This window comes from Microcoleus sp. B3-D2 (assembly GCF_036705345.1).
Lineage (GTDB): Bacteria > Cyanobacteriota > Cyanobacteriia > Cyanobacteriales > Microcoleaceae > Microcoleus.
Window position 1 is genome coordinate 33,477 of record NZ_JAUBUG010000041.1, and the last position, 22,691, is coordinate 56,167.

At 47.2% G+C, this 22,691-nt stretch carries 19 protein-coding genes; 8 read left to right on the forward strand and 11 right to left on the reverse strand.

What is annotated here, in order from left to right:
- The first annotated feature begins 161 nt into the window (after positions 1-161).
- From QUB14_RS16700 to glmS, 4 genes are all read left to right on the forward strand, one after another.
- A complete protein-coding gene (locus QUB14_RS16700) occupies positions 162-1,067 on the forward strand; it encodes a CoB--CoM heterodisulfide reductase iron-sulfur subunit B family protein (RefSeq protein WP_333218153.1) in 906 nt (301 codons plus the stop codon).
- 619 nt (positions 1,068-1,686) lie between these two features.
- On the forward strand, positions 1,687-2,898 hold the full coding sequence (locus QUB14_RS16705; protein ID WP_333218154.1) for a chloride channel protein: 1,212 nt from the start codon (positions 1,687-1,689) through the stop codon (positions 2,896-2,898).
- An 896-nt stretch (positions 2,899-3,794) separates the two neighbouring features.
- On the forward strand, positions 3,795-4,040 hold the full coding sequence (psaC, locus tag QUB14_RS16710) for a photosystem I iron-sulfur center protein PsaC (RefSeq protein ID WP_015175986.1): 246 nt from the start codon (positions 3,795-3,797) through the stop codon (positions 4,038-4,040).
- A 159-nt stretch (positions 4,041-4,199) separates the two neighbouring features.
- Positions 4,200-6,122: a glutamine--fructose-6-phosphate transaminase (isomerizing) gene (gene glmS, locus QUB14_RS16715; protein ID WP_333218156.1), complete on the forward strand. Its 1,923-nt coding sequence runs from the start codon at positions 4,200-4,202 to the stop codon at positions 6,120-6,122.
- Positions 6,123-6,236: 114 nt separating this feature from the next.
- Here glmS and QUB14_RS16720 read toward each other — a convergent pair whose 3' ends face one another.
- Positions 6,237-7,715, reverse strand: a complete 1,479-nt coding sequence (locus QUB14_RS16720) for an O-antigen ligase family protein (protein WP_333218158.1) — start codon at positions 7,713-7,715, stop codon at positions 6,237-6,239.
- Positions 7,716-7,758: 43 nt separating this feature from the next.
- The gene (locus QUB14_RS16725; protein ID WP_333218159.1) at positions 7,759-8,604 is read right to left on the reverse strand and encodes a YaaW family protein; all 846 of its coding nucleotides are present in this window, start codon (positions 8,602-8,604) and stop codon (positions 7,759-7,761) included.
- 272 nt (positions 8,605-8,876) lie between these two features.
- On the opposite strand from QUB14_RS16725, the gene QUB14_RS16730 reads away from it, so the two are divergent.
- Together QUB14_RS16730 and QUB14_RS16735 are read left to right on the forward strand one after the other, a co-directional pair.
- Positions 8,877-9,944, forward strand: coding sequence for an FAD-dependent oxidoreductase (locus tag QUB14_RS16730; protein WP_333218161.1), 1,068 nt, complete (start codon positions 8,877-8,879; stop codon positions 9,942-9,944).
- Between the two features lie 39 nt (positions 9,945-9,983).
- The gene (locus QUB14_RS16735) at positions 9,984-10,211 is read left to right on the forward strand and encodes a Uma2 family endonuclease (protein ID WP_333218162.1); all 228 of its coding nucleotides are present in this window, start codon (positions 9,984-9,986) and stop codon (positions 10,209-10,211) included.
- 20 nt (positions 10,212-10,231) lie between these two features.
- Here QUB14_RS16735 and QUB14_RS16740 read toward each other — a convergent pair whose 3' ends face one another.
- From QUB14_RS16740 to QUB14_RS16750, 3 genes are all read right to left on the reverse strand, one after another.
- Positions 10,232-11,167, reverse strand: a complete 936-nt coding sequence (locus QUB14_RS16740) for a polysaccharide deacetylase family protein (protein ID WP_333218164.1) — start codon at positions 11,165-11,167, stop codon at positions 10,232-10,234.
- A 495-nt stretch (positions 11,168-11,662) separates the two neighbouring features.
- On the reverse strand, positions 11,663-13,252 hold the full coding sequence (locus QUB14_RS16745; protein ID WP_333218166.1) for a bifunctional pantoate--beta-alanine ligase/(d)CMP kinase: 1,590 nt from the start codon (positions 13,250-13,252) through the stop codon (positions 11,663-11,665).
- Positions 13,253-13,446: 194 nt separating this feature from the next.
- On the reverse strand, positions 13,447-14,523 hold the full coding sequence (locus QUB14_RS16750; protein WP_333218167.1) for a septal ring lytic transglycosylase RlpA family protein: 1,077 nt from the start codon (positions 14,521-14,523) through the stop codon (positions 13,447-13,449).
- Positions 14,524-15,015: 492 nt separating this feature from the next.
- On the opposite strand from QUB14_RS16750, the gene purM reads away from it, so the two are divergent.
- Positions 15,016-16,044: a phosphoribosylformylglycinamidine cyclo-ligase gene (purM, locus tag QUB14_RS16755; RefSeq protein ID WP_333218168.1), complete on the forward strand. Its 1,029-nt coding sequence runs from the start codon at positions 15,016-15,018 to the stop codon at positions 16,042-16,044.
- Positions 16,045-17,003: 959 nt separating this feature from the next.
- Here purM and QUB14_RS16760 read toward each other — a convergent pair.
- Entirely contained in the window at positions 17,004-17,627 is a 624-nt protein-coding gene (locus QUB14_RS16760) for a DedA family protein (protein WP_333218170.1), read from the reverse strand.
- 145 nt (positions 17,628-17,772) lie between these two features.
- Entirely contained in the window at positions 17,773-17,943 is a 171-nt protein-coding gene (locus QUB14_RS16765) for a hypothetical protein (RefSeq protein ID WP_190659319.1), read from the reverse strand.
- Between the two features lie 33 nt (positions 17,944-17,976).
- Here QUB14_RS16765 and QUB14_RS16770 point away from each other — a divergent pair, with 33 nt between their 5' ends.
- Complete coding sequence (locus QUB14_RS16770) at positions 17,977-18,321, forward strand: STAS domain-containing protein (protein WP_190659317.1); 345 nt, start codon at positions 17,977-17,979, stop codon at positions 18,319-18,321.
- Positions 18,322-18,372: 51 nt separating this feature from the next.
- Here the strand turns inward: QUB14_RS16770 and QUB14_RS16775 are convergent, their stop codons facing one another.
- The 4 genes from QUB14_RS16775 to QUB14_RS16790 form a co-directional block, all read right to left on the reverse strand.
- A complete protein-coding gene (locus QUB14_RS16775) occupies positions 18,373-19,023 on the reverse strand; it encodes a hypothetical protein (protein WP_333218172.1) in 651 nt (216 codons plus the stop codon).
- Positions 19,016-19,570, reverse strand: coding sequence for an Npun_F5560 family protein (locus QUB14_RS16780; RefSeq protein ID WP_190659313.1), 555 nt, complete (start codon positions 19,568-19,570; stop codon positions 19,016-19,018). Before QUB14_RS16780 ends, QUB14_RS16775 begins: the two co-directional genes overlap by 8 nt.
- Positions 19,571-19,832: 262 nt before the next feature.
- Positions 19,833-20,432: a class II aldolase/adducin family protein gene (locus tag QUB14_RS16785; RefSeq protein WP_333218174.1), complete on the reverse strand. Its 600-nt coding sequence runs from the start codon at positions 20,430-20,432 to the stop codon at positions 19,833-19,835.
- Positions 20,433-21,283: 851 nt separating this feature from the next.
- Positions 21,284-22,207 carry a hypothetical protein gene (locus QUB14_RS16790; RefSeq protein WP_333119890.1) on the reverse strand — a complete coding sequence of 308 codons (924 nt, stop codon included), beginning with the start codon at positions 22,205-22,207 and terminating at the stop codon, positions 21,284-21,286.
- Positions 22,208-22,691: the final 484 nt, after the last annotated feature.

The window sequence follows — 22,691 nt, forward strand, 5'->3', positions numbered from 1 at the left end:
CGTCAGTCATCAACTCAAAATGCTTCAGAAAAGCTGACAATTAGCTCCTAGCTAGGCGGTGATTACGTTAATTATAAAGAGGGAAAACTAAGCAGGAAGCCTCCCGACTTCGATGGCTCAAGTTTCTTTTCCCGAACCTTGTGTCCCCAGCAGAAACGACTATGCCATCCCAAACTCTCAGATATGCTTACTTTCCCGGTTGCGTTGCCCAAGGGGCTGCCCGCGAACTTTACCTGTCTACCCAAGCCCTCACTCAAGCGTTGGGGATTGAACTGGTGGAACTCAAGAAAGCTTCCTGCTGCGGTTCTGGCACTTTCAAGGAAGATTCGCAGTTGCTCGAAGATACTGTCAACGCCCGCAATATTGCTTTGGCCGAGGAACTGAATTTGCCTTTGCTGACGCATTGCAGCACTTGTCAAGGAGTAATCGGTCATGTGGACGATCGCCTCAAGGATTGCCAAAAAACCGATCCCAACTACATAGAAAAAGTCAACGGTTTACTCAAAAAACAAGGCTGTTCGCCTTATCAAGGCAGTACCGAGGTGAAACATCTGTTGTGGGCGATCGTTGCCGATTACGGGCTCGACGAGGTGCAGAAGCGAGTCACCCGCAAGCTTTCTGGCTTGAAGTGCGCGTCTTTTTACGGATGCTACCTGCTGCGAGCTCAGGATAAGCTGCTTTACGATGACCCGCACCAACCCGAATCGATGGAAAATGTGTTTCGGGCGATCGGGGCAACTCCGGTTTACTATCGAGGGCGGACGCAGTGCTGCGGCTGGCCGTTGGCGAGTTATGCCACTAACCAATCTTTTCAGATGGCAGGCAAACATATTCAAGATGCTCTTGACAATGGCGCTGATTGTATGGTAACGCCTTGTCCCCTTTGTCACTTGAATTTGGATTCGCGACAGCCGGAGGTGGAAAAAGTAATCGGGCGCAAATTAAGTTTGCCGGTGTTGCATTTGTCGCAATTGGTGGCTTTGGCTTTGGGTGTGGAGCCAAAAAAACTAGGGCTCGATCGACATATCGTGTCCACTAAGCCCGTGTTAGAAAAATTAGGCTTTTAGTCGATCGATTTGCGCCGCTTTGTAGTAAGGACTTTAGTACTTTCTAATATCCAATCCAGGTTTGTAGTAAGGATTTTGGTTCTTTCTAAGATGCAATCCCGTTAGATCGGAATTATACCCGAATGCTAGCGGGAAGCTCGATCGCGCTCATACATTCTTGAGCTGATAGAAGATGCCAGCCAAAATTTGTCCTTTTGTGCGGATAGGTAGTCTAGTCTTCTTCTTGTGGGGCAACAATAGCGCTGCGGAGTTCTGACTCTTTGTCGGTTAAGCTGCTGGACTATCCCATTTATTCCCGATCTTAGCTCCTTATCAGACATCCCAAATTGGTTTTTTAAGCTATTGACACCACCAAAAGATGAAGCTGTCTAACGGCGGGGGCTTCAACGGAGGGCGTTACAAGGGGGCTACACAACTGATAACCTGTGCCTCAGTTCCTTTCTCAGCCCTTGTTTGACTGCGATTGTTAGAGCGCATTCGATAGCCGGATTTACACTCAATAGCAAGTGTGGTGGTTGGTAGGTTAATATGCAGATAACAGAAACAGAAGTTGTATACCATTACACAAAATAGTTTTTTAACACTTCCTAACTGGCTAGCTCTTGACAAGGAATAAGGAATGAAACGGAACCCAGTAAATCTCACACGTTCGGTATTGCTATGGGCAATGCTAGGAATAATTTGTGGTTTATTTGCTGCAACTTATTGGATGTTTTTGTCTTACATAATGCTGGGATTTGAATATTTTAGTGGAGTTTCTCTACTAATTATTATGCCCCTTGCTGGTTTGCTCATCGGTTTGCTGATTCATTGGCTGGGCAATCCTGGCGAAATAGGGTTGATTATTGACAATATTCATCTCAATGGGGGGCGATTACCCATGAACGAAAATCCTTCGATGATTCTGTCGTCGCTAATCAGTATTGCAAGTGGAGGCAGTGCTGGTCCAGAAGCACCAATGGTGCAAGTCACAGGTTCAATCGGTACATGGTTAGCCGATCGCTTTAAATTGACCGGAGAGGCACTACGAACTTTGAGTATTGCTGGCATGGCATCTGGTTTTACAGTTTTGTTCGGTGCTCCTTTGGGTGGTACTTTTTTTGCTTTAGAAATCCTGCACCATCAGAATGTTGTGGAGTATTTTGAAGCCATATTGCCTGCGGTCGTGGCAAGTTGTGCAAGTTACACTATCTTTGTAGGAATTACCCAGCTTGGAATTGGCCCTACCTGGCATTTTCCTCAATACAATGTGGACAGCCTTTATGACTTTGCCGCAGCGATGGCTTATGGAATCGTAGGGGCAATTATGGGGTGGTTTTTTATCGCTGTATTTCGCAGTGTGGGTCGCTTGTTTGATTCAATACGCAGTCCAATCTATGTGCGAACTACTTTAGCTGGGCTAGCACTGGGTGTTTTATCAGCTTTTTTTCCGCTCACTCGTTTCTTTGGCGAACATCAAATTGAAAAAATTGTTGAGGGAAACTTTTCTTTGGGATTTGTCTTAACTTTAGTTATTGCTAAAGTGTTTGCCATTAGTACGACCGTAAATGGAGGCTGGCGGGGGGGGATTATCATCCCACTCTTTTTTATAGGAGCCTGTTTAGGAAAGGCAATCGCTATCATTAATCCCGCGTCCAACGAGACTTTGGCAATGATTTGTGTAATGGCTGCTCTGAATTCAACAGTTACTCGGACTCCAATTAGTACAACTCTGCTACTCGCCAAATTAACAGGATTTAGCACTTTTACACCGATTCTCTTCGCTAGTCTCGTGGGTTTCTTCTTGGCTCCCCGATCTCCCTTCATTACCTCACAGCGTAAAATTGATTGACAAACGCCTAGAAATCCTCTAATAGCTCCGTGTAGCCGTAAAAAATACGTGCAATTTGCGAGTGTCGAGTCTCAAGGCTTCTGCCATTACAAATGCACCAATGGCATCAAACAACATCTAGCCGTTGATACCAGTCAGCTTGCCGTTTTTTATCCATTGCACATTTTGCACCATTCTTAAGAACAGGCTTTCCGGCCTGTTCCACAACAAGTGCATTTTCTTGTGGGGTGGGCAGGAGAGCCCGCCCATAGAAGGGTTATTGATAATGGTGCAATATCTCAGATCCCTTGCACAAAAACCAGTGTGTTCGAGGACTGTGGCTTGATGAAATGTTGATTCACCACTGCGATTACTTTCACACTCGGGCTCGTTAATATTCCGAAGACGATGGTTCTGCAAGGGCAAGAGGTATCACCCGGCTCGGCTCATGCCAGAGAAAGTAAAAACTCTATCCCCAGATTATGACCCAGATCCGGTTTAAACTTGCACGGAAACTAACGAAAGCCGAAAAAATGGCGCTGGAGGGGAAAACTGGATTTGTCGTGATGGCAATTCGCGCTCGTGATTGAACGGTCAAATCCTTGGATGTAAAGCTGTAAGAGTTTAGTCAAGAACTTTGAGCAGACTCTCACCAATGCCACTGCGAAACTCAATTTGTATTTCATCAGGCTGATGCTCAAACGGTTGGCGAATGATAGAGATCCCAAATGGGTTGTATCAGAGTCTCAGCGTGAATAACTGTGAAGTTTTGTCGCTTTTTCGCGAAGTGCTTCCAGGCACTGCGGTAGACTAACCTTTAATTCTCTGTGCAGGCTATAGCGGTGGCATCTCGCCGTCAAATCTGTTAATTCGCAGAGCAAGCAAATTTTTAGTGACTCGTTGGGAGCCTTTATTCAATGTCTCATTCAGTCAAAATTTACGATACTTGCATCGGCTGCACTCAATGCGTCCGCGCTTGTCCGACTGACGTTTTGGAGATGGTGCCCTGGGATGGCTGCAAAGCAGCTCAGATTGCCTCCTCTCCCCGCACCGAAGACTGTGTAGGCTGCAAGCGTTGCGAAACTGCTTGCCCTACCGATTTTCTCAGCATCCGGGTTTACCTGGGAGCAGAAACCACTCGCAGTATGGGTCTAGCTTACTAAATATCGATCGACACGCCGATCGAATTAGGGGCACAAAAGGGGGGGCAATTTAATCGCCCCCTCTTTTTTTGTCGCGGAATCTGCATTCTGGGCCGGAAGAAGGTAAAAATGATAAAACTTGAGTTTTATTGCGATCGCTAAGCAGGAGTAGTACGTTAAATGTGCGGAATCGTTGGCTATATCGGCACGCAAGCAGCAAGCGAGATTTTGCTAGCAGGATTGGAGAAACTAGAATACCGGGGCTACGATTCAGCGGGCCTCGCTACCATCTCCGAAGGAGAAATTACCTGCATCCGAGCAAAGGGCAAATTGCACAACCTCCGGGAAAAGCTAGCAGAGATAGACTCTCTCGCTCCCATCGGCATCGGACACACCCGCTGGGCAACTCACGGCAAGCCTGAAGAATATAACGCTCACCCTCACATGGATAATAGCGGGCGAATTGCGGTAGTTCAAAATGGAATTGTCGAAAATTATCGCGAGTTGCGGAAAGAATTGAAAGCGAAGGGACATAAATTTGTCTCGGATACGGATACAGAAGTTATTCCTCATTTAATAGCTGAATTTTTGAAAGAAGCAAGAAGGGAGAACGAAGAAAGAAAAGATAAAAAAACAGAGAAAATTGCTGATTTATCGTTTTTGGAAACTGTTTTAAAGGCGGTAAATAAATTAGAAGGAGCTTTTGCGATCGCCGTTATCTGTGCAGATTTTCCAGAGGAAATAATTGTCGCCAGACAGCAAGCTCCTTTGGTGATTGGCTTTGGTGCAGGCGAATTTTTCTGCGCTTCCGACACGCCGGCCTTAGTATCTCACACCCGCACTGTTTTGTCCTTGGAAAATGGCGAATTGGCAAGGCTAACTCCGATGGGAGTCGAAGTTTACAGCTTTGCAGGGGAAAGGCTCAAAAAAAGCCCGCGCATCCTTGGTTGGAGTCCGGTTTTAGTCGAAAAACAAGGCTTCAAACACTTCATGCACAAGGAGATTTACGAGCAGCCCGCCGTAGTCCGAGCTTGTTTGGAGGCTTATTTAGACAGCGATTGGCAGCCAGGAAATCCGCGCTCTCCCATCAATCTCAACTTGCCCAAGGAACTTTGTGCCGATGTCGAACAAATTTCAATTCTCGCCTGCGGAACGAGCTGGCACGCCTCGCTAATTGGCAAATATTTGTTGGAACAATTAGCTAATATTCCCACTGCGGTGCAGTACGCTTCGGAGTACCGCTACGCACCGCCACCGCTGACAGCAAATACTTTAACTATTGGGGTAACACAGTCGGGAGAAACGGCGGACACGCTGGCTGCTTTGGGGATGGAACAGCAGCGCCGCGCGGGTTTTACTGATAAATTCCGGGCGAGAATGTTAGGCATTACTAACAGGACTGAAAGTTCGATCGCCCACATGATGCCGCAGGTAATCAACACCCACGCTGGTATAGAAATCGGCGTTGCTGCGACTAAAACTTTTGTCACTCAGTTGATGGCATTCTATTTCTTAGCTTTGGATTTGGCGCACCAGCGGCAAACAATCAACACAGATAGATTGGCAGAAATTATTGCTGGTTTGCGCCAGTTGCCAGCGGAGATTGAGAAGTTTTTGGAGATTCAAGAACAGTATGTGGAGGAATTGTCCCACCAGTTTACAGACACCCAAGATTTTATCTTTTTGGGGCGGGGCATAAACTTTCCCATTGCTTTGGAAGGGGCGCTGAAACTGAAGGAAATTAGCTACATTCACGCCGAAGGATATCCGGCGGGAGAGATGAAACACGGCCCGATCGCCCTTTTGGATGCAAAAGTGCCTGTAGTGGCGATCGCCATGCCGGGAAGCGTCTACGAAAAAGTGCTTTCCAACGCTCAAGAAGCGAAGGCGCGCGACGCCCGTTTAATTGGCGTTACGCCGAAGCAAGGTGTGGCGGAAGCCGATATTTTTGACCACATTTTGCCGGTGCCTTTGGTGGATGAATTGTTGTCGCCGATTGTGACAGTGATTCCGCTGCAATTGTTGGCTTATCACATTGCGGCGCGTCGGGGTTTGGATGTGGATCAGCCACGAAATTTGGCGAAGTCGGTGACGGTAGAATAAAGGAAGGAAGAAGGAAGAGGGAAGAGGGAAGAAGGAAGAAGGAGGATTAATTACTGAATTTCTCCTTCCCAATGCCCAATTCCCAATTCCCAATGCCAATTCCTCAACTCAAAACTATTCCCCCTCGCACACACCCCAAATCGCCGCCAACAGCAACCAGCTTGTAGTATTGACTCGAAAATCAAACAGCGTCACATCTACAGTGTTAAAAAGCGTACAGGCGGCGAAGGCTAATAAATAACTGAAAAAAATTAGGCGATCGGTCGCTCTTACATCTTGACAAACCACCTGACTTTTGCTATTAATTATAGATTTTTGATTGAACACAAAAGCATTTTCCGCTACTTCCTGTGTTGCTATTTGCTCGTGTTTGATATCCGCAGGAAAAAGTGGCCAATTCGTCAGCAGCAAAACACCCCTAGCCAAAACCCAACCAACTAAACCAAACAAAAAAAGCGTTGCGGGTATTCCCGTTTCCGCAGTCAACATCAGTATCAAACTGTGAGGGTGACCGAGCCATTCTTGCATCTGAGCTTGATAGAGAGGCGTAAAATTTCGCAATCCCCAACCAGTCCAAGGACGCTGCTGAGTCATAGACCAAGCAAATTCCCACTGAGTTTTTCTCAAAGTAGCAGTCGGCCGATTTGGGAACATCTCGTCGGTGAGTCTAGCCCAAAAGAAAGCCGGAACAATTCTTCGTAAAGATTGCCGCAGTGGTTCCGGGCCAAAGGCAGACAAAAAAATTGTGCTAGCCACACTCAAAACCGCAGCTAATAATTTTTTATAACCCGCATAAAATGCAAAAGCCAAAACTGCCAAAACTGCCATTACCCAAGCATTGCGAGAATTAGTAAAAATCAAAGCAAGAGCATTTCCGATCGCTGCACAACTTAAAAATAGGAATTGGGCATTGGGAATTGGGAATTGGGCATTGGGCATTGGTAAGTGGTGACGGCTGACAACTCCCAACTGACAACTGACTTCTTCCATCCACAGTCCCAGTGCTAAAATAAAAGCAATTGTCAGATAGCAAGCTAAAATATTAGCGTACATAAACACAGAAGCCATGCGGCCGGGGGGATTGCCTCTGGGTTCGAGTACCCAGCCAAAAACAGGCTGCAATTGATCGATGCCGCTCCAGCCTAAAAATTGCTGTCCCAGGCCTAAAATTATCACTGGAATTGAACTAATTACAATCATCCAAGACAATTGCCGCAATTGAGGCAAAGTTTGAATTAAACTGCTGAAAGCGGCAAACAATATAAAGAACGGCAAGAAATTGTACAACCCTAAAAAGGCCTCGATGCGGTTGTGGGCAAAAACCGCTGTGATGACTAGCAGCGCGCTCAGAATTGCGAATCCTCGATTCAACGGGCGGCGACTAATTTGACGGAACTTTTGCTTGCAAGTGCCGGCCAATCCCAGGAATAAACCTAAAGCTCCCAAAATCGGAATTAAGGGAAAAATCAGCATCCCCACTTGAGCGAAATTCCAAGGGATTTGCAGGCGGGGATCTGGATGTTTTTGGAGGCGAGACTTGAGATTTTCGGCTGTCTTTTTGGCAGCTAATTTCAACCGATTTTTGATATTCACCCACACTCCCAATCTCAAATCTAAAATCTACAATTTACCATCGTTAAGCTAGTTCCCAAACGCATTCCGATCGCGTCAGGCGTATTTGAGCTAAGGCAAAAATGGTCGGGATAATGCGGCCGTAGTTCGTGGAAATCGATCGCCAACCCAAATCCGCTAAAAACCAAGTCCACATCACCGGGCCGACCAACGAAAATACGCTCCGCGTCGCACCGTAACGAGCCGCACTCACCGCCATACCGCGCCGCGCCGTCTGAATTGCGACATAATTTTGAAACTGGGTTGCTGCAGTTGCAGTGCCTGCAAGCACTCCTTGTTTTGCCATTTGATAGGTGGCAAAATGCAGCGCAAATTGATTGGCCATTAGTTTGAGCAGCATTGGTTTTAAGATAGAACTAACAGCTAAAGCGCTGCCACCTTTGAACAGCAAACCGAGCGGGTCTTTTTCTGCAGAAATTGGCAGGGGTTCTGAGAGTTTAGAATCAACGATCGCTCGCTGTACGCGCACTGTCAGCGCTTGCTGTTCGTCTGCGGGTAAACGCTTCCACGCGCGGCCCATTAAGTGCAGAAATACTTCTGCCTCTAAGTCGGTGGTTGACAACTGTCTGGGATAAGGGATTTTGAGATAGCGACAAACTTGAATTAGTGCTTGTCTGTAAGTTACTTGTTGGGTTCGCCCTCTGAGTACCGTCAACCCGTCGGCTGCAAGATAGCGAAACCGCTGTTCAACCGCGTCGAGCCATGCTTCGCGATCGCGACTTTGTACATCTATCGGTGCGGGGGTTTGCACGTAATCTAAAGGGTTAAACTTGCGGCTGAACAGAAGTTCTGTTAGTTGCTGCAATTCTTCTTCTGTTGTCAATTCGAGTGCTGCTCTGAGTTCGTCCAAAATTTTGCCCTCCCCTATTCGATTTTAGATTTTAGATTTTAGATTTTAGATTGCTGCTGATTGACAACCATGAGGATTTAGGATTTACCTACAGTGGCATTTTTTGATCTGGTCTTAATCATGGATTCGTGCTGTCCTTTATTCTACTACTTGGTGCAGGGCGATGGCGTCGGGCCCCGCAAGCTACGGCTCTTTTGAGTCATCGGTAAGGTACAAATTCAGCTCGCAGCCTTTAAGCTGATGTTTAGATTCACAAGGCTGACTGATTGATTATGTTCGATGTTGCGGTGATTGGTGCGGGTATGGCGGGGCTGAGTTGCGCTCAACGGTTGCGTCAAGCTGGTTATTCTGTGGCGGTTGTTGAGAAATCTCGCGGCGCGGGGGGACGTGTTGCTACCCGCCGCGTACAGGGTACTAGGGCCGATCACGGGGCGCGGTATCTGGAACCGCAGGGGGATGCGGTGCAGGGGTTAATTGAGGCTTTGGTCGATCGGGAGATCCTCAAACTCTGGACTGATACTGTCTGGGAATTCAGACAGGGAGAACTTTCTGCTATTCCTAATTCTTGTTATGTCGCACCTGCGGGTATGAATGCTGTGGGTAAGTATCTAGCGGAGGGTTTAGAAATTTGCTTTGGCCGCCGCGTACAAGCTATTTCGACTACAGATAACCAAATGTGGCATCTTTCCCTAGAAGTTACCGACGACAATTTACAGACGCCTCAAGAATTGATTGCTAAGGCTGTTGTAGTAGCAATTCCGGCTCCTCAAGCTTTAATGTTTTTGAATTCGGAAATTGGTTTTCAACCTGATTTTCTTGACAAATTACGTTCGGTGGAGTACGACCCTTGCATTACCGTTATGGCTGGCTATCCTGTGGCAAAACACCAAGATTTGAGCAATCTAAATCCGCAGTGGAAATCTGTTTCTTTTCCCGATAATGCTGATTTAGCTTGGGTTGGTTTGGACAGCAGCAAACGGCTCGATCCGCAGCAGCCGGTGTTTGTTGTTCACAGCAGCGCAACTTTTGCAGAACGCTATTTAGAAGCTGCTGATTTGGAAACTGTCGGTCAGGAATTGCTTTCGAGAGCTTCTGAATATTTAATCCCTTGGCTGAAGCAGCCGGAATGGTTACAGGTTCACCGCTGGCGCTATGCTTTTTGTCGAAATCCTTTGCCTGTATCTTGTTTGTCGGCTGGGGGGAATTTGCCGCTGGTTTGTGCGGGGGATTTGTGCGGCGAAGGTCAAATAGAGGGTGCTTTGCGATCGGGTTTGGCGGCGGCTAATTGGGTGAATTCTCAGTTGCAGGATTTGCCCTTAGATTCAACCCTAAATTGGTAATATGGCTAAAATGAATGTATCGATTTTGCCTCTAACGCTATGATTGCCATCCCCTCTGCGTTTAGCCCCGAAGATTACCTTGCCCTCGAACGTGATAATACCGTCCGGCATGAATATCGGCGCGGTTTGGTGTACGCGATGGCGGGAGGTAGCGATGACCACAGCCGTGTCTATATTAATTTTATAACTGCGATTAACCTTCACCTGCGCTATATAGTTATGAAAAATCCATCTAACGACTTACAAAAAAATGGAAAAATGGTGTAAAGTCCCACTTTTCCAAATTTTTATTTTTGTGCTGTTTCCTGCTGTTTTGACTCTTGTTCTTGCATCTGCAATAACTCGGGAACTGTTACGAAACTGTACCCTTCCTTTCTCAGTTTAGCAATAATATCAGGCAAAGCTTTTACAGTTCTAGAACGATTGCCGCCGCCATCGTGCATCAGCACAATGCCGCCGGAATTTGCCTGCCTCATCACGTTGTCGATTAAAGATTCCGTAAGAGTGCGCCAATCAAAAGAATCAGCAGACCACATCACAACTGCATAATTTTTCTTTTGAGCGTAAGCTGTCAATCCATTGTTTAAAATGCCTCCTGGCGGGCGGAACATCGATGTTTGGATGTCGGTCAACTCCTCAATTAAGGATGAAGTGCGATCGATCTCGCGAGCGGCACCGTCTTCGTTATACTGAAGGTATTCATGGTTCCAAGTGTGGTTGCCGATCGCGTGACCGGCTGCTGCAACCTGTTTGCCAATTTCGGGAGAATTTTGCAGGTATTTTCCTACCCAGAAGAATGTAGCCTTAATATTATTTTCCTTGAGAATATCTAGGATTTGTGTAGTTGTTTTCGGCCAGGGGCCGTCGTCAAATGTCAGGGCGATCGCCTTGTGCTGGGAGTCGAGTTTCGCGTGACTAATGGTTGTACCTTGAAACTGATCCGGTACGGCTGATTGAAATCGGATTGCCTGCACTTGGGCTAGAGCCTGTTGGGAAAATTCTACTCGATTGGCGATCGCCTCGGAGAACTTATTAATAGTGGACATCGGCTGTTGTTCTTGGGACTGGGATACGGCCAAGACTTGCGCCTGAATCGGTTGCAAGGGCTGATTTGCCCGCAAGTTAATCGGCCATGTCACACCCAACAAAAAACTTCCTGTGGCTGCGATAAAACCAACGATGAAAGTTTTTCGCCGCCTCCACAGCAGTTTCAATTTTGTCACGTCCTTCTCTCCTTCACACCTTGCACAGTTAATTTGAGATTTTATGTTGATATCAAGTTAATCCACTTAAGAGGATAATCTTAAATTGGATGGCATCTAAAGATGCTACTGCAAATGACCGATCGTGGGGAAGTGCGTCCGGATAAAAAAATTTAAGATTTGTACGCCAGAAATGCCCTAACCCATGAAAACGCGGGATGGTTGAACTTTTTCCCCAGCTAGGGGGACGGCGCTCAAATCGGATTAATGGCACGATATTCTTAGGGACTCAGCGCGCATCGGCCCGCGTCCCTACCTGACACTGCAAGTTGGTTTAACGTGAGATGTTGCACTATTGTTAATAAGCCTTTCAAGGGCTGGCTAGAAGATTCCACCCCACAAGAAAATTTAGTCTTTGTGGGATAGACCCGAAAGCCTGTTAAGCGAGAATGGTGCAAGATGTGAGTTTAACCGGATTTGATATGAGGGCGATCGCGCGCCCCCAGGCTCGTAAAATTAACTTTTAGGGCCGATTCTCTCTTTGTACAAGCCGACAATCCGATCGATAACTTCAGTAACAGTCAGATTGTCTGTTTGAATTTCCACAGCATCCGCCGCTTTACGCAAAGGTGCAACCTCGCGGGTGCTGTCCTTTTCGTCCCGTAGGGCGATGTCTTGTTCCAATTGGGCCAAGCTAATATTAGCCCGATCGGTATCTTTAAGTTCTAACAGCCGCCTGCGCGATCGCTCTTGTACCGAAGCCGTCAAAAAAATCTTCAGTTCCGCATCGGGAAACACGTTAGTGCCGATATCGCGGCCTTCTGCTATAATTCCGCCTTTTGTGCCGCAGCGCCGCTGTTCCTCCACCAGAAACTGCCGCACGGCGGGAATTGCCGCCATTTCCGAGACGCGGGATGTCACTTCCAAACTGCGAATTGCCTCGGTTACCTCTTCGCCGTTAATCTTCAACATCGGGGACGCGGGATCGAGGTTGTATTCCAAATAACTCGAACTGATTAATTCGGCGATCGCGCATTCGTCGGAAATCGGCGTGTCTGTTTTCAATGCCAGCCAAGTCAGCGCCCGATACATCGCACCGGTATCCAGATAAAACAAGTTCAAAGCAGTTGCGGCAAGGCGAGTTACGGTAGATTTGCCTGCTCCCGCCGGGCCGTCGATCGCCACAATGGGCCGGCGATTCCTGAGAATTATATTGTCAATCAAGCGAGTAGAGCCAACTCTGGCGGCCACGGCTAAAAGTCCCGCTGTTTCCACAACCTGCAACGGCGTCAGACTGTCGGGATCGACGATTTCGGCGTATTCGAGCTTTACTGCTGGTTCTTCTGCGACTGCTGCGTGCGCGGCAGCGATTGCGGTCACTGCGGTGCGATCCCCTGAAGCAAAAGTTTCCGAGGCTTGTTGCAGCGCGCGGTAGAGTACGGAGGCTTGCTGTTTTTGCTCTGCTGTTAAATACTGATTGCGAGAGCTCATTGCCAGTCCCGACTCTTCGCGGACGATCGGACAAGCGACAATCTCTACAGGCAAGTTAAAATCAAAGACCAGCTTCCGAATAATTGCTAACTGCTGGGCGTCTTTTTGACCGAAATAAGCTTTTGTCGGCTGCACCAAACTCAAGAGTTTAGTAACAATTGCCGCGACGCCCTGAAAATGACCCGGCCTTGCTTTGCCGCACAAAACCGATGTCATCGCCGGTGGCGGGACTACTTGAGTTAAGGATGAAAGGTGAATCTCTATCTGTTTTTGGGCGGTTTGCTCTGTTTCTGTGCCGACTGCTTGATGGCCGAACATTTCCGTTGCTGAGGGAGCAAATATGGCATCAACCCCAGCTTGTTCGCACAACAGCCGGTCTTGCTCGAAATTCCGAGGATAATCTTGAAAATCTTCTGTGGGCCCAAATTGCAGCGGGTTGACAAAAATGGTGACCAGGGCGATCGCATTTTCTTGCCTTGCCCGCTGGATCAAGCTCAGATGTCCTGCGTGCAAAGCTCCCATCGTCGGCACCAAACCGACTGTCAAATGAGGTGCAGCAGACTTTTGTAAATTTAAGTAGCAGCGAAGTGCTGCAATGGTAGTAAACAGGCGCACCGGTAGAATCTCCTGAAGGCATTCGGCAGAATGCAGAGTTTATTTGTCAGAATTTGTTCGACTTGACATCTTGCATCATCCTCAAGAACAGGTAAGATGCCTCTTCCAAAAAGAATGGTGCAAGATGTCAGTTTTATTCTACTTTCTGCCTTCTACACTTCGGATAACTTTTGTATTCTGCCTTAGACTACCGTTCAGCGTTCAACTTTTGTTGGCTGCGGCGGTTCGATCACTTCGATTTCCACTCTCGCAACGCCACTGCTCATCATTCCCAGCACGCTGGCGGCGCCGGCGGACAAGTCAATGACCCGATCGCCCACATAGGGGCCGCGGTCATTAATGCGGACAACTACGGTGCGGCCGTTGTCGAGATTTCTCACCATGACTCTAGTTCCAAAAGGCAAGTGGCGGTGCGCTGCGGTCAAATCATTTTGGTTGAAACGCTCGCCGCTGGCGCTGAGGTTGCCGTCAAATCCGGGGCCGTACCAAGAAGCCCAGCCGCTGAGGCGCACTTGAACTGGGCCCATAGACAGCACGGGGGGTTCTGATTGGGGTTTGCCTGCGACTTTTTCCAGGGGTGGGGCGTTGCCCAGAAGCCGGCGGAGGCGATTGGTTGCTTGCAGGGCGTCTCGGCTAAAGTCGGTGGTGCTGTCGGGGAGGATTGTTTCGGCGTTGATGTTTACCAAGTCCTCGCCGTTTGCCTGGATAATGTAGCGATCGCCTTTTTCCCACTTAACGGTAATGCTGTTCGGATCGATGTTGTTGCGGGCTAGCTGGTTGAGTCTTGCTGCTAAGGTTGATGCCCGCCAAACTGAATCGGGTTCTTGGTTGCGGTCGTTGCTGGCAATGTTTCCGACTTTGGGATTTTCTCTGGCGCCCGCTACTTTTGACCGACTGCTAGCACCGGCTTGGCTGTTGCCAGCTTCTCCCATTTTCGTGTTTGTTTCCGGATTGGCGTTCAGAAAGGTGATGACTGGAATGTTTCGCACGTAGACTGTCGCTGCTTGTCGCCCGTCTAACTCGTGGGGCTGGATTTTGGCGATCGAGTCTCGGGCAATTTCAGCTCTTGCTTGATACTGATACTGTCCGACTTTTTGCGCTTCGACCCGACTCGCGTTTAACTGCCGGGACGGTTGGGTGGCAATTACTTGCTCGGAAACCGGAGAGTTTTGGTTGTCGGCACCTGTTGCTTGTGCGTGACAAGAGGATGCCGTTCCTACCACAGGAACTAACAGGATAGCGAGTAGACCACCAACAAATTTTTCCTTCATACGTCCATTTTTGTGAATAGCCATTGCCAACCGAGATTGGAGGATTGGCCATTTGGCGGCGGGCGTCAAGGATTTCTCTCTTGCCCTTCGCCATTCCCCCGTGAGTCAAAGCAAAGTATCGGGGTGCGTTTTTGCTTTCATGCTTCCGCCCCAAAAAAAATTGGCGGAAACTTCCCTGACACTTGACAACTCGTGCTCGATCCGCAATTTGTGTTTTGTTCACGAACTGCAACAGACTACCACAAACTTTTGCGGTTGGGGATCGCTGCGATCGCGATTTTCACCAAATATTCATCAAATTTTCTCCAAACCCTCTATCATAAAATCCTTTAGTTACAGTGCTTACAGCCGTTTCAGTTATTCCCGAAAAATTTACAAAAATTTACAAAAATTTAGTGTCTGTTGTGGGCTGGCGAATAGCTAGTGTGAAAAAAGCTGTTTGTCAACTGTTATGGCCATAAACTAAAAATTAGAAATCGATTTGGCGGACTTATGGATTATCGAGAAGCAGGTGTGGATGTTGAAGCGGGCAGAGCTTTTGTCTCGCGCATCGGGAGTATGGTCAAGAGCACGCACAGATCGGGAGTTTTGGGCGGATTCGGCGGGTTTAGCGGGTTTTTCAGCGTTCCGGAGGGTTTAAAAGAGCCGATTATGGTTTCGGGTACTGACGGCGTTGGGACTAAGTTGAAATTGGCCCACAATCTCGATCGGCACGACACGGTAGGTATCGACTTGGTGGCGATGTGCGTCAACGACGTGCTGACATCCGGGGCCGAACCCCTCTTTTTTCTCGATTATTTAGCGACGGGAAAGTTAAATCCCGAACAATTAGCTGCGGTGGTGGCCGGGATAGCTGACGGTTGCAAGCAAGCGGGCTGTGCTTTGTTGGGCGGGGAAACGGCAGAAATGCCCGGTTTTTACCAACCGGGAGAGTACGATTTAGCTGGTTTTTGCGTGGGAATTGTCGAAAAGAGCAAATTGTTGGACGGTTCGCAGGTGCGGGTAGGAGATGTGGCTGTGGGGCTGGCGAGTTCGGGCGTACACAGCAACGGTTTTAGTTTGGTGAGAAAAATTGCGGGCGATGGGGGTTTTGACTGGAATTCCCAACCCGAAAAGTTAGGTGGCAAAAGTTTAGGAGAAGTGCTGCTAACTCCGACTACGATTTATGTTAAACCTGTCCTCGAAGCAATTAAGAGTGGTCTAGAAATTCACGGCATGGCTCACATTACGGGCGGCGGTTTACCGGAAAATTTGCCCCGCTGTTTGGGCGCAAATCAATCTGTGAAAATTCACAGCAATAGCTGGCCAAATTTACCAATTTTCCAGTGGATTGCTGAAGCTGGCCAAGTTGCCACAGCAGATATGTTCAATACCTTTAATATGGGGATTGGGTTTGTGCTGTTGCTCGATTCCAGGGAAGTAGAACAGGCTGTTAAATGGTTTGAGTCTCAGGGAATTGGTGCGTTCGCGATCGGGGAAGTGATTGAGGGGAAAGGAGAATTGATAATGGATAATGGGTAATGGGTAATTAGTAAGAAGCAATCCCAGGGGCTGAAGATTGCTTCGCTTTGCTTTGTGCAATAACAGACAATCTCAATCTGCCTTTATCTGTGTATATCTGCGGTTAAATTTATACTTTTGAAAGTAAACGCAGAGGACGCAGAGGAGACAGAGGAAGAAAGGGAAAAAGGAATTCACAACAGATGACTCGTTGCTACAATTTTAAATGAAAGTGAAACAAGCTGTTGTGCCTTTAAATACGGTATAATTCAAAATTATTTCCGTCAAGTAGTGCAAAAATAGCCGTTCAAAGGTATCTGACTCCAAAATAAATATAGCAACTGCAATAAGCATTAAAAGAGGAACAAAAAGGAGATATTAGAGGAAAAAAAATATTTTATTTATTGCTAAATAACCGAAATAATCAATCTAAACTTGCTGAGTTTTTTTGTTGCATCGTAAATAAGGTGTTTCATTGGTGGATTCAGGGAGATCCAGAGAATCTAGACACGTACTACTATTTTATGTCCGAAGAGAGCTTAGTGAAGCAATCTCAAACCCTTGATTTAACGCCCTTGATTACCTAAGTCCTCAATATATTGCTAATGAAATATTTAAAGTAATTGAAGGGCTAGAGTATTTATTACATCGCCTTTCAGCGAACACCATGATTATTCCGATAGCACTTCTTCTCCTCCCTGGTTAGCAGCATTCTGTGAATTATAATTATAGCGATCAAGTTTTTGAAATCCTATTTAAATCAATCCAAGAACATCCTCATACTAAGCAGAGATGGGACTGAGGACAGAAATTATCGCTACAAAGTTGATGATTTGGAGGACAGAAGCCCTGAGTTATTAATAGGCGATCGACAATCCTTAGACTTTTTGCAAAAATAGATAATATCTGCATTCATTTGCGTTTATCCGCAGTTAAAAACAGAAAATCCAGAACTCTTGCAAAAAGTCTAACCACCAATCTTATTTAGTCTTGTCCAAATTCCGCGACTCCAACCAAATAGGAATTGCAATCCAAGCAACTGCTAACAGCAAAGCAAATACCGCAAATTGAGCGGCCCAAGCTACCAATTTCTCCAAAGACACAACTTGTCCCAAGAAGTAGGATAAACTCACCATTACAGATGCCCAGCTTGCAGCACCCAGAACATTGAACAGCGAAAATTTCCAAAAAGGCATTTCTGCAATACCCGCTAGGGGGCTAGCAAAAATTCGCAGCAGTGCGATGAAACGGCCCAAAAATACGGCTTTAGCTGCATTTTTGCTAAACTGTTCTTTTAAGTCAAACAGTTGTTCTTCTCGAAAGCGGAAAAATTGTCCCAGCTTCAGCAGCAGTGGCCAGCCACCGTACCTGCCGATCGCATAACCGAAATTTCCGCCCACAGTCGCACCGCCGATCGCACTCGCGAGCACAAACCAGTAATTCAGTTCCCCGCTACCAGCTAAAAACCCGCCAGCAATCGTAATAGTCTCACCTGGGAGAGGAATTCCCAGATTTTCCAGTAAAATTCCCAGAAATATTGCCCAATAGCCGTAATCATGGGCAAATTTCTGAATAGTCTCTAGCGATAAAAACTCAAAAGACATTGGATGCTGCCTTCGTAAACTTTTGCAAAGCTCAATACTTTTATATATTGGCTCGATTCAGCCAATAGTGCAATCTTTCGCTGTGATGAAGAACACACTCTTGTGGCGATCGCTGGTTCCACTAAAAATTAGCCTTTCAGGCATACTAGACTAATAGATAATTGTGGCCGTTGCGTTCTGCGCGATAGCTAGCCAGTTTTCCTACTAAATTTATCACAACGGCTCTCCCCACCGATTCCCACAAGGGCGATCGCCCTTCCTCAAACCTTAGCTGAAATCCCCTGATTCTTTCAACAGAATCAGCAACTGAACTCACTTATTCATACTTTACGATGGTAGGATAACTGCTATGGAATTTCCCAACTTCAACCAACACATCATCCTTCAACCTCACAACTGCCTCGACTCCCAAGCCGGAAGCCTCCTCCAGCAACAGCTAGCCGAGATTGTCCCCGAACGCCACAAACTCTGGGTAATAGACATGGCCGCCGTAGATTTTATCGACAGTTCCGGGATCTGCGCCTTAGTCGGCGGACTCAACGCCGCCCGCCACCGGGGATGCCGCCTGGTCATCTGCAACCTCTCAGCCACAGTCAAGCTAATTTTTGAAATTACTCAACTCGACCAACTCTTTGAAATCTTCGACAGTTTCGACCAAATTATCTCCGCTGAAACTCCGGCTCTAGTTGCTTGATTCAAATGACCTCCCGAGAGCAAATCTCAAATCTCAAATTTCCCATAGACTTCAAGTAACCCCAGAGCAAATTTGTATATCATAAATAGGCTTATTTGTCAAGCAAGACCAATGACAGACAAATAAATCCGGCACTTGAAGGCCGACAGAAACGATCGCAGGTGCAGCCGGAAAAGGCCACAGTCGATCGAAACAAATCCTTTCCCCTACGAACCCGAACTGCATCAAATAAGTCGCCGGCGGCGCATTTAAAAGATTCAGCAAGCGGTAAGCCAACTCATACAACTGCTGTCGCCAAACATCCGACAAATGCACCGGTTGAGAGTAACTCAACTCGCCAGACTGCTTGTCAGGTTCCCCACCGATCACCTCAGCATACAGTGGCCCCTTTGCCGTCAACACCACAGGCAGCCAAAAATTGCCACCCCCGACGGGAAAAAGCAACTCCTGGGACACTCGATCGCGCGCCGCCGAAACATTGCGGCAAAATCGAAACACATCCTGAGCCGGAAAAACGAGATTTTCTGGCACATCCAGCGTCAAGGGACAAACGATAGCCCCACCCGGAGCGATCGCGCCCGAATTGAGTTGAGAAACCCCACAGATATTGACTTCAGTTAAAGGATGAGATTGAGCGATCGCCGCCTTGAGACTTGCGGCTGGGCCTTTCTCGCCACCCGCCACAATCAAAACCTTAGACATTGCCAAAGCTCGGCATTTGAATGCCGCGATCGTCCTCAGCATCGACGCTCGGCAGATCCAAGCCCTTAGCCTTGCGGCTCCGCACAGCGAGACGGTAAGTTACGCTTTGCAACTCAGTGTGCAACTGGCGGTTTTCCTTTTGCAGTTGATCCAATTTTTCCTTAATTGGCTCGATCCGCTCGGCAAACTTTTGGCGGTAAACCCCCGGCAATTCCTGAACCACCTGTTCCAGCATCCGAGAGCGATCCGTCAATTCCTGCACCGACTGCCGCAGTTGGTAAACCTCAGCATCCCTCTCTGCGATTTGTTCCTGATAAAAACCCACCTGTTCTTCAACAGCTTGGAGTTGTTCCCGCATTGCCTGCATTTGAGCTTGGTGGCGATCGGAAACTTCCGGCGCCGGCACAAAACTCGAATTTCCCTTCACCAGCCTGAAGAGTTCTTGAGACAACTGCTGCACCAATTGGTCGCGCATTTGCAGCTCTTCGGTGAGACGAGATACCTCTGATTGCAGTTCTTTTGAGCTTACAAGTTTAGTTGGATTCACGATGACTCTCAGCTTTTGTTATATAATGTGTTTCTCTTTAAAAATATCTTTCCCTTACCGCAGAGGCAAGAGGCACTTCAAAAGTTTTGAACCCATTAGGCTAAATCGAGCCAGCGGCCCGATGTCAAGGGTAAAGCTCAGTCTAACTCAAATCAGGCATCCACGTCATCACCTTAGTTTCTTGCCATAGACACAGGTAGAATCCTAGGTTTTTTGTCAATAAACCCGGTTTCTTAGCTTTTTCTGATAATAGTGCAAGATCTCATGTGTAACCAATCACAGCCGAAAGCACTTTGCCAGCTTCGTCCACGGTGCTGCCAAAACAGATAATGCCGTCCTCGTGACCGGCCATCGCCAGAATTTGGCGCTCTGCCAAATTCTCCTCTTCAAAAAGTCTAAACATTTCTAAGGCCATCTGAGGAGTGCCGTAAGGTATTTCTTTTCTAGTAGTAGGAATCTTAAACAGCAGTTGCTGCCATAGCTTAGGATTATGGACGTGAATTATCGCGCCAATATCCTGTCTCTGAAGGTACAGGGCCCCGTGAGTCAGGGACTCCGACGAAGCTTGTACGGGGCCCCGGCAGCCGAGGAAATTTTGTTCTAAGTTAAATTCGGTAACAGTACAGTATGATTCTGGTCCCAGAGTTCTCAAGTGTGCAGTCTGGGTTCCCGAAATCACGAATTGGCAAGAATTCCCCAGTCTGACGCTGACGTTGCCAAACCCTATGCCATTTTCGTAAACGCCAATTAATCCCAAACCGTGGAGCCGATCGCGCCAGTCCATCAAATCTGCTATGTTCTGGGCAGCTACAGGGTCTGCTTTTTCCCAATCACAGCGGTACTTAACGACTCCTTCATCCATCCATTTTTCGGTCAGAGCGGACACGACAGACACAATCCAAACAGAGACTTAATCGAAGTTGTCAAACTGGTTTTTTTTGCCTGCTGCCTTCTGTCTCGGTGCATCAGTGCTTTAACTAATCTACATTCCTGTGTCGCCGTAATTAGCGACCGACATTAGCAAAAAGTAAGCTAGGAATGAAGAACCAATTATTTCCAAAATCATGGTTTAGCCTCTAGGTGATTAGAAAAGTTCAATATGAAGATGTACGCTTTCAGTCGGGGAGTTTGATTCCAGGCTTTTGCCCGATCAAGTTTCTGAGGTGAAACTACATAACATCCCTGAATCCGTTATTGTTCTACCCTACAGCATTTTTACTGAGGGTATTTCTACCTTAAGAAAGATTTAAGGATAAATTACCCCTTCATCAGATAAATTAGCTAAAAAGCAACCGTACATTTACTGATTTTTTATCATTATACATATATTTAAGCAAAAAGCAAGCGGAACAAAAAAAATATTTTTTAGCCAGTCTGGGAGGAACTGGCAGAATCTTCGGGTGCTCTACGTTAGTCAACACCTCTGTCGATCGAGAAATTTTTAGCTCCGGGGCATCCTACAAGCTAAGAAACCGGGTTGAGCGTAATATCATGTCGGGTAAAATCACCGCAACACCAGCTCGCGTCGGCGGGTTCACCAAAATCTGTAAGTAGTAGTATAAGTTATAGATCCCGTAAACCCGCGCCTACCTAGAGGGGGATAGTCGATCAACCGAACCTGATATAAGTCCTATTAAGAAAAAAACAAGCCGATCGAGCAGTGAGGGTTCGATCGGCTAAAGTCTTCTGTGGATCGCGATCGCTCGCAGCCCTTTAAATGTGGAAGTGATACAAAATGCTGCCGTCGTCTTTAATTTCGCAATTGGCATTAAAGACTTCAGCTTGTTGGTTCAAAAAACGCTGAGCGACATCCGGCGACAGCCGCGTTTCCATTGCAAACCGCACCAGAGTTATTTCGCCCCGGCCTTCTTTGATCAGTCGGTACAAAGCACTTTGGAGCCTTTCGCTCTCTTCTCGCTGAAAAGCTGCCTTGTACCTCCAATCCGCCACCGAAGGAATCAAACCCCGGCTGACCAAAATCGCCAACAGCAAGCCAATTCCCAAAATCAGAGGCACTGTCGGATCGCTCGTGGGCGTCGCCACAATTTGCGGCACTGTAGCGGCGGCCAAACTGCTCACCATTTCTTTTTCCGAAGCTTGCGTATCCGCCATTGCAAGCTGAGTTTTGTTGTAAAAGTCTTGCTGAAGCTTCATTTGCTGCAACAGCCGAGCGCGCTCTCTTTCGTATTGGTCGAGTTTTTGCTGAGCTTGTTTCAGGTCTTGAGTGACTTGTGCCAAGCGTTGGTTGAGCGACTGATTGACTGATTGCCACCGATATCTGTTAATCAGGCGGCTTTTTTCCACCATGCCCTTCATCAACATATCCACCGTTTGGATTGCTTGCTCCTGATCGAGCGAGCGATACCCAACAACAATCTCTAGGGGTTGTTCCGGCTTAGAAATCTTGACACTAGCATTTTGTCGAACTTGCTGGGGCGACAGCTTAACTGCATCTGCCACTGCTTTGACAACATTATCTGCCAGCAGAACCTCTGGGGTGAGTTGCTCTCCCTGCTTGAGAATTGTCGTGCCCGTACTCGAAAATTTGACTGGCGGATTATTAGAAGTGAGAGTGCCTTGAGCCATGAATCCGGGGGGCGGGGCGAGGCGGTAGGCCAGGGCGCCTGAAATACCCATAATTACAGCAAAACTGCCTAAGGCAATCCATCTGTATTGATGTGCTGAAGATCTAAAACGTAAATTTCCCATTTTGATAGTCAAGTCATAACATTCGCTTGCCGCAGCTCCTGCCAAACCCAAGAGCCATCGTTTCTTTCTGGTTAGTCAAATTGACTGCTGAAAATTTTCTCAGTTTCTGCCTAAAAGCTATTAGCTTTTGAGAGTTGTCAATATTCACGATCTGAAAAAACCGATTGCGCTTTTATTTGATCCGAGCTATAACTTCAGTTTTTGTCCTTAATAATTAATCTGTAACAAGGCTTCTGGAAGTCTACTGGCATCAGACTAGCACTCAGGCGTGCGATCGCCTCGCCTCCCCGTGTTTGTTGACATTCAAAACAGTCTCCTTTTCACCCTTGGCAATTCTCCAATTATCTTACGTCTTGGCGTCTTGCGGACGCGGTTGAAGAATAAAAAAAACCTTAAATACTCGACCTAAAAA

What these genes read in the sequence shown, in the direction of transcription:
- QUB14_RS16700 (WP_333218153.1), top strand. Translation starts at nt 162, where the DNA reads ATGCCATCCCAAACTCTCAGATATGCTTACTTTCCCGGTTGCGTTGCC.
- QUB14_RS16705 (WP_333218154.1), top strand. Translation starts at nt 1,687, where the DNA reads ATGAAACGGAACCCAGTAAATCTCACACGTTCGGTATTGCTATGGGCA.
- psaC (WP_015175986.1), top strand. Translation starts at nt 3,795, where the DNA reads ATGTCTCATTCAGTCAAAATTTACGATACTTGCATCGGCTGCACTCAA.
- glmS (WP_333218156.1), top strand. Translation starts at nt 4,200, where the DNA reads ATGTGCGGAATCGTTGGCTATATCGGCACGCAAGCAGCAAGCGAGATT.
- QUB14_RS16730 (WP_333218161.1), top strand. Translation starts at nt 8,877, where the DNA reads ATGTTCGATGTTGCGGTGATTGGTGCGGGTATGGCGGGGCTGAGTTGC.
- QUB14_RS16735 (WP_333218162.1), top strand. Translation starts at nt 9,984, where the DNA reads ATGATTGCCATCCCCTCTGCGTTTAGCCCCGAAGATTACCTTGCCCTC.
- QUB14_RS16750 (WP_333218167.1), bottom strand. Translation starts at nt 14,523, where the DNA reads ATGAAGGAAAAATTTGTTGGTGGTCTACTCGCTATCCTGTTAGTTCCT.
- purM (WP_333218168.1), top strand. Translation starts at nt 15,016, where the DNA reads ATGGATTATCGAGAAGCAGGTGTGGATGTTGAAGCGGGCAGAGCTTTT.
- QUB14_RS16760 (WP_333218170.1), bottom strand. Translation starts at nt 17,627, where the DNA reads ATGTCTTTTGAGTTTTTATCGCTAGAGACTATTCAGAAATTTGCCCAT.
- QUB14_RS16770 (WP_190659317.1), top strand. Translation starts at nt 17,977, where the DNA reads ATGGAATTTCCCAACTTCAACCAACACATCATCCTTCAACCTCACAAC.
- QUB14_RS16775 (WP_333218172.1), bottom strand. Translation starts at nt 19,023, where the DNA reads ATGTCTAAGGTTTTGATTGTGGCGGGTGGCGAGAAAGGCCCAGCCGCA.
- QUB14_RS16785 (WP_333218174.1), bottom strand. Translation starts at nt 20,432, where the DNA reads ATGGATGAAGGAGTCGTTAAGTACCGCTGTGATTGGGAAAAAGCAGAC.
- QUB14_RS16790 (WP_333119890.1), bottom strand. Translation starts at nt 22,207, where the DNA reads ATGGGTATTTCAGGCGCCCTGGCCTACCGCCTCGCCCCGCCCCCCGGA.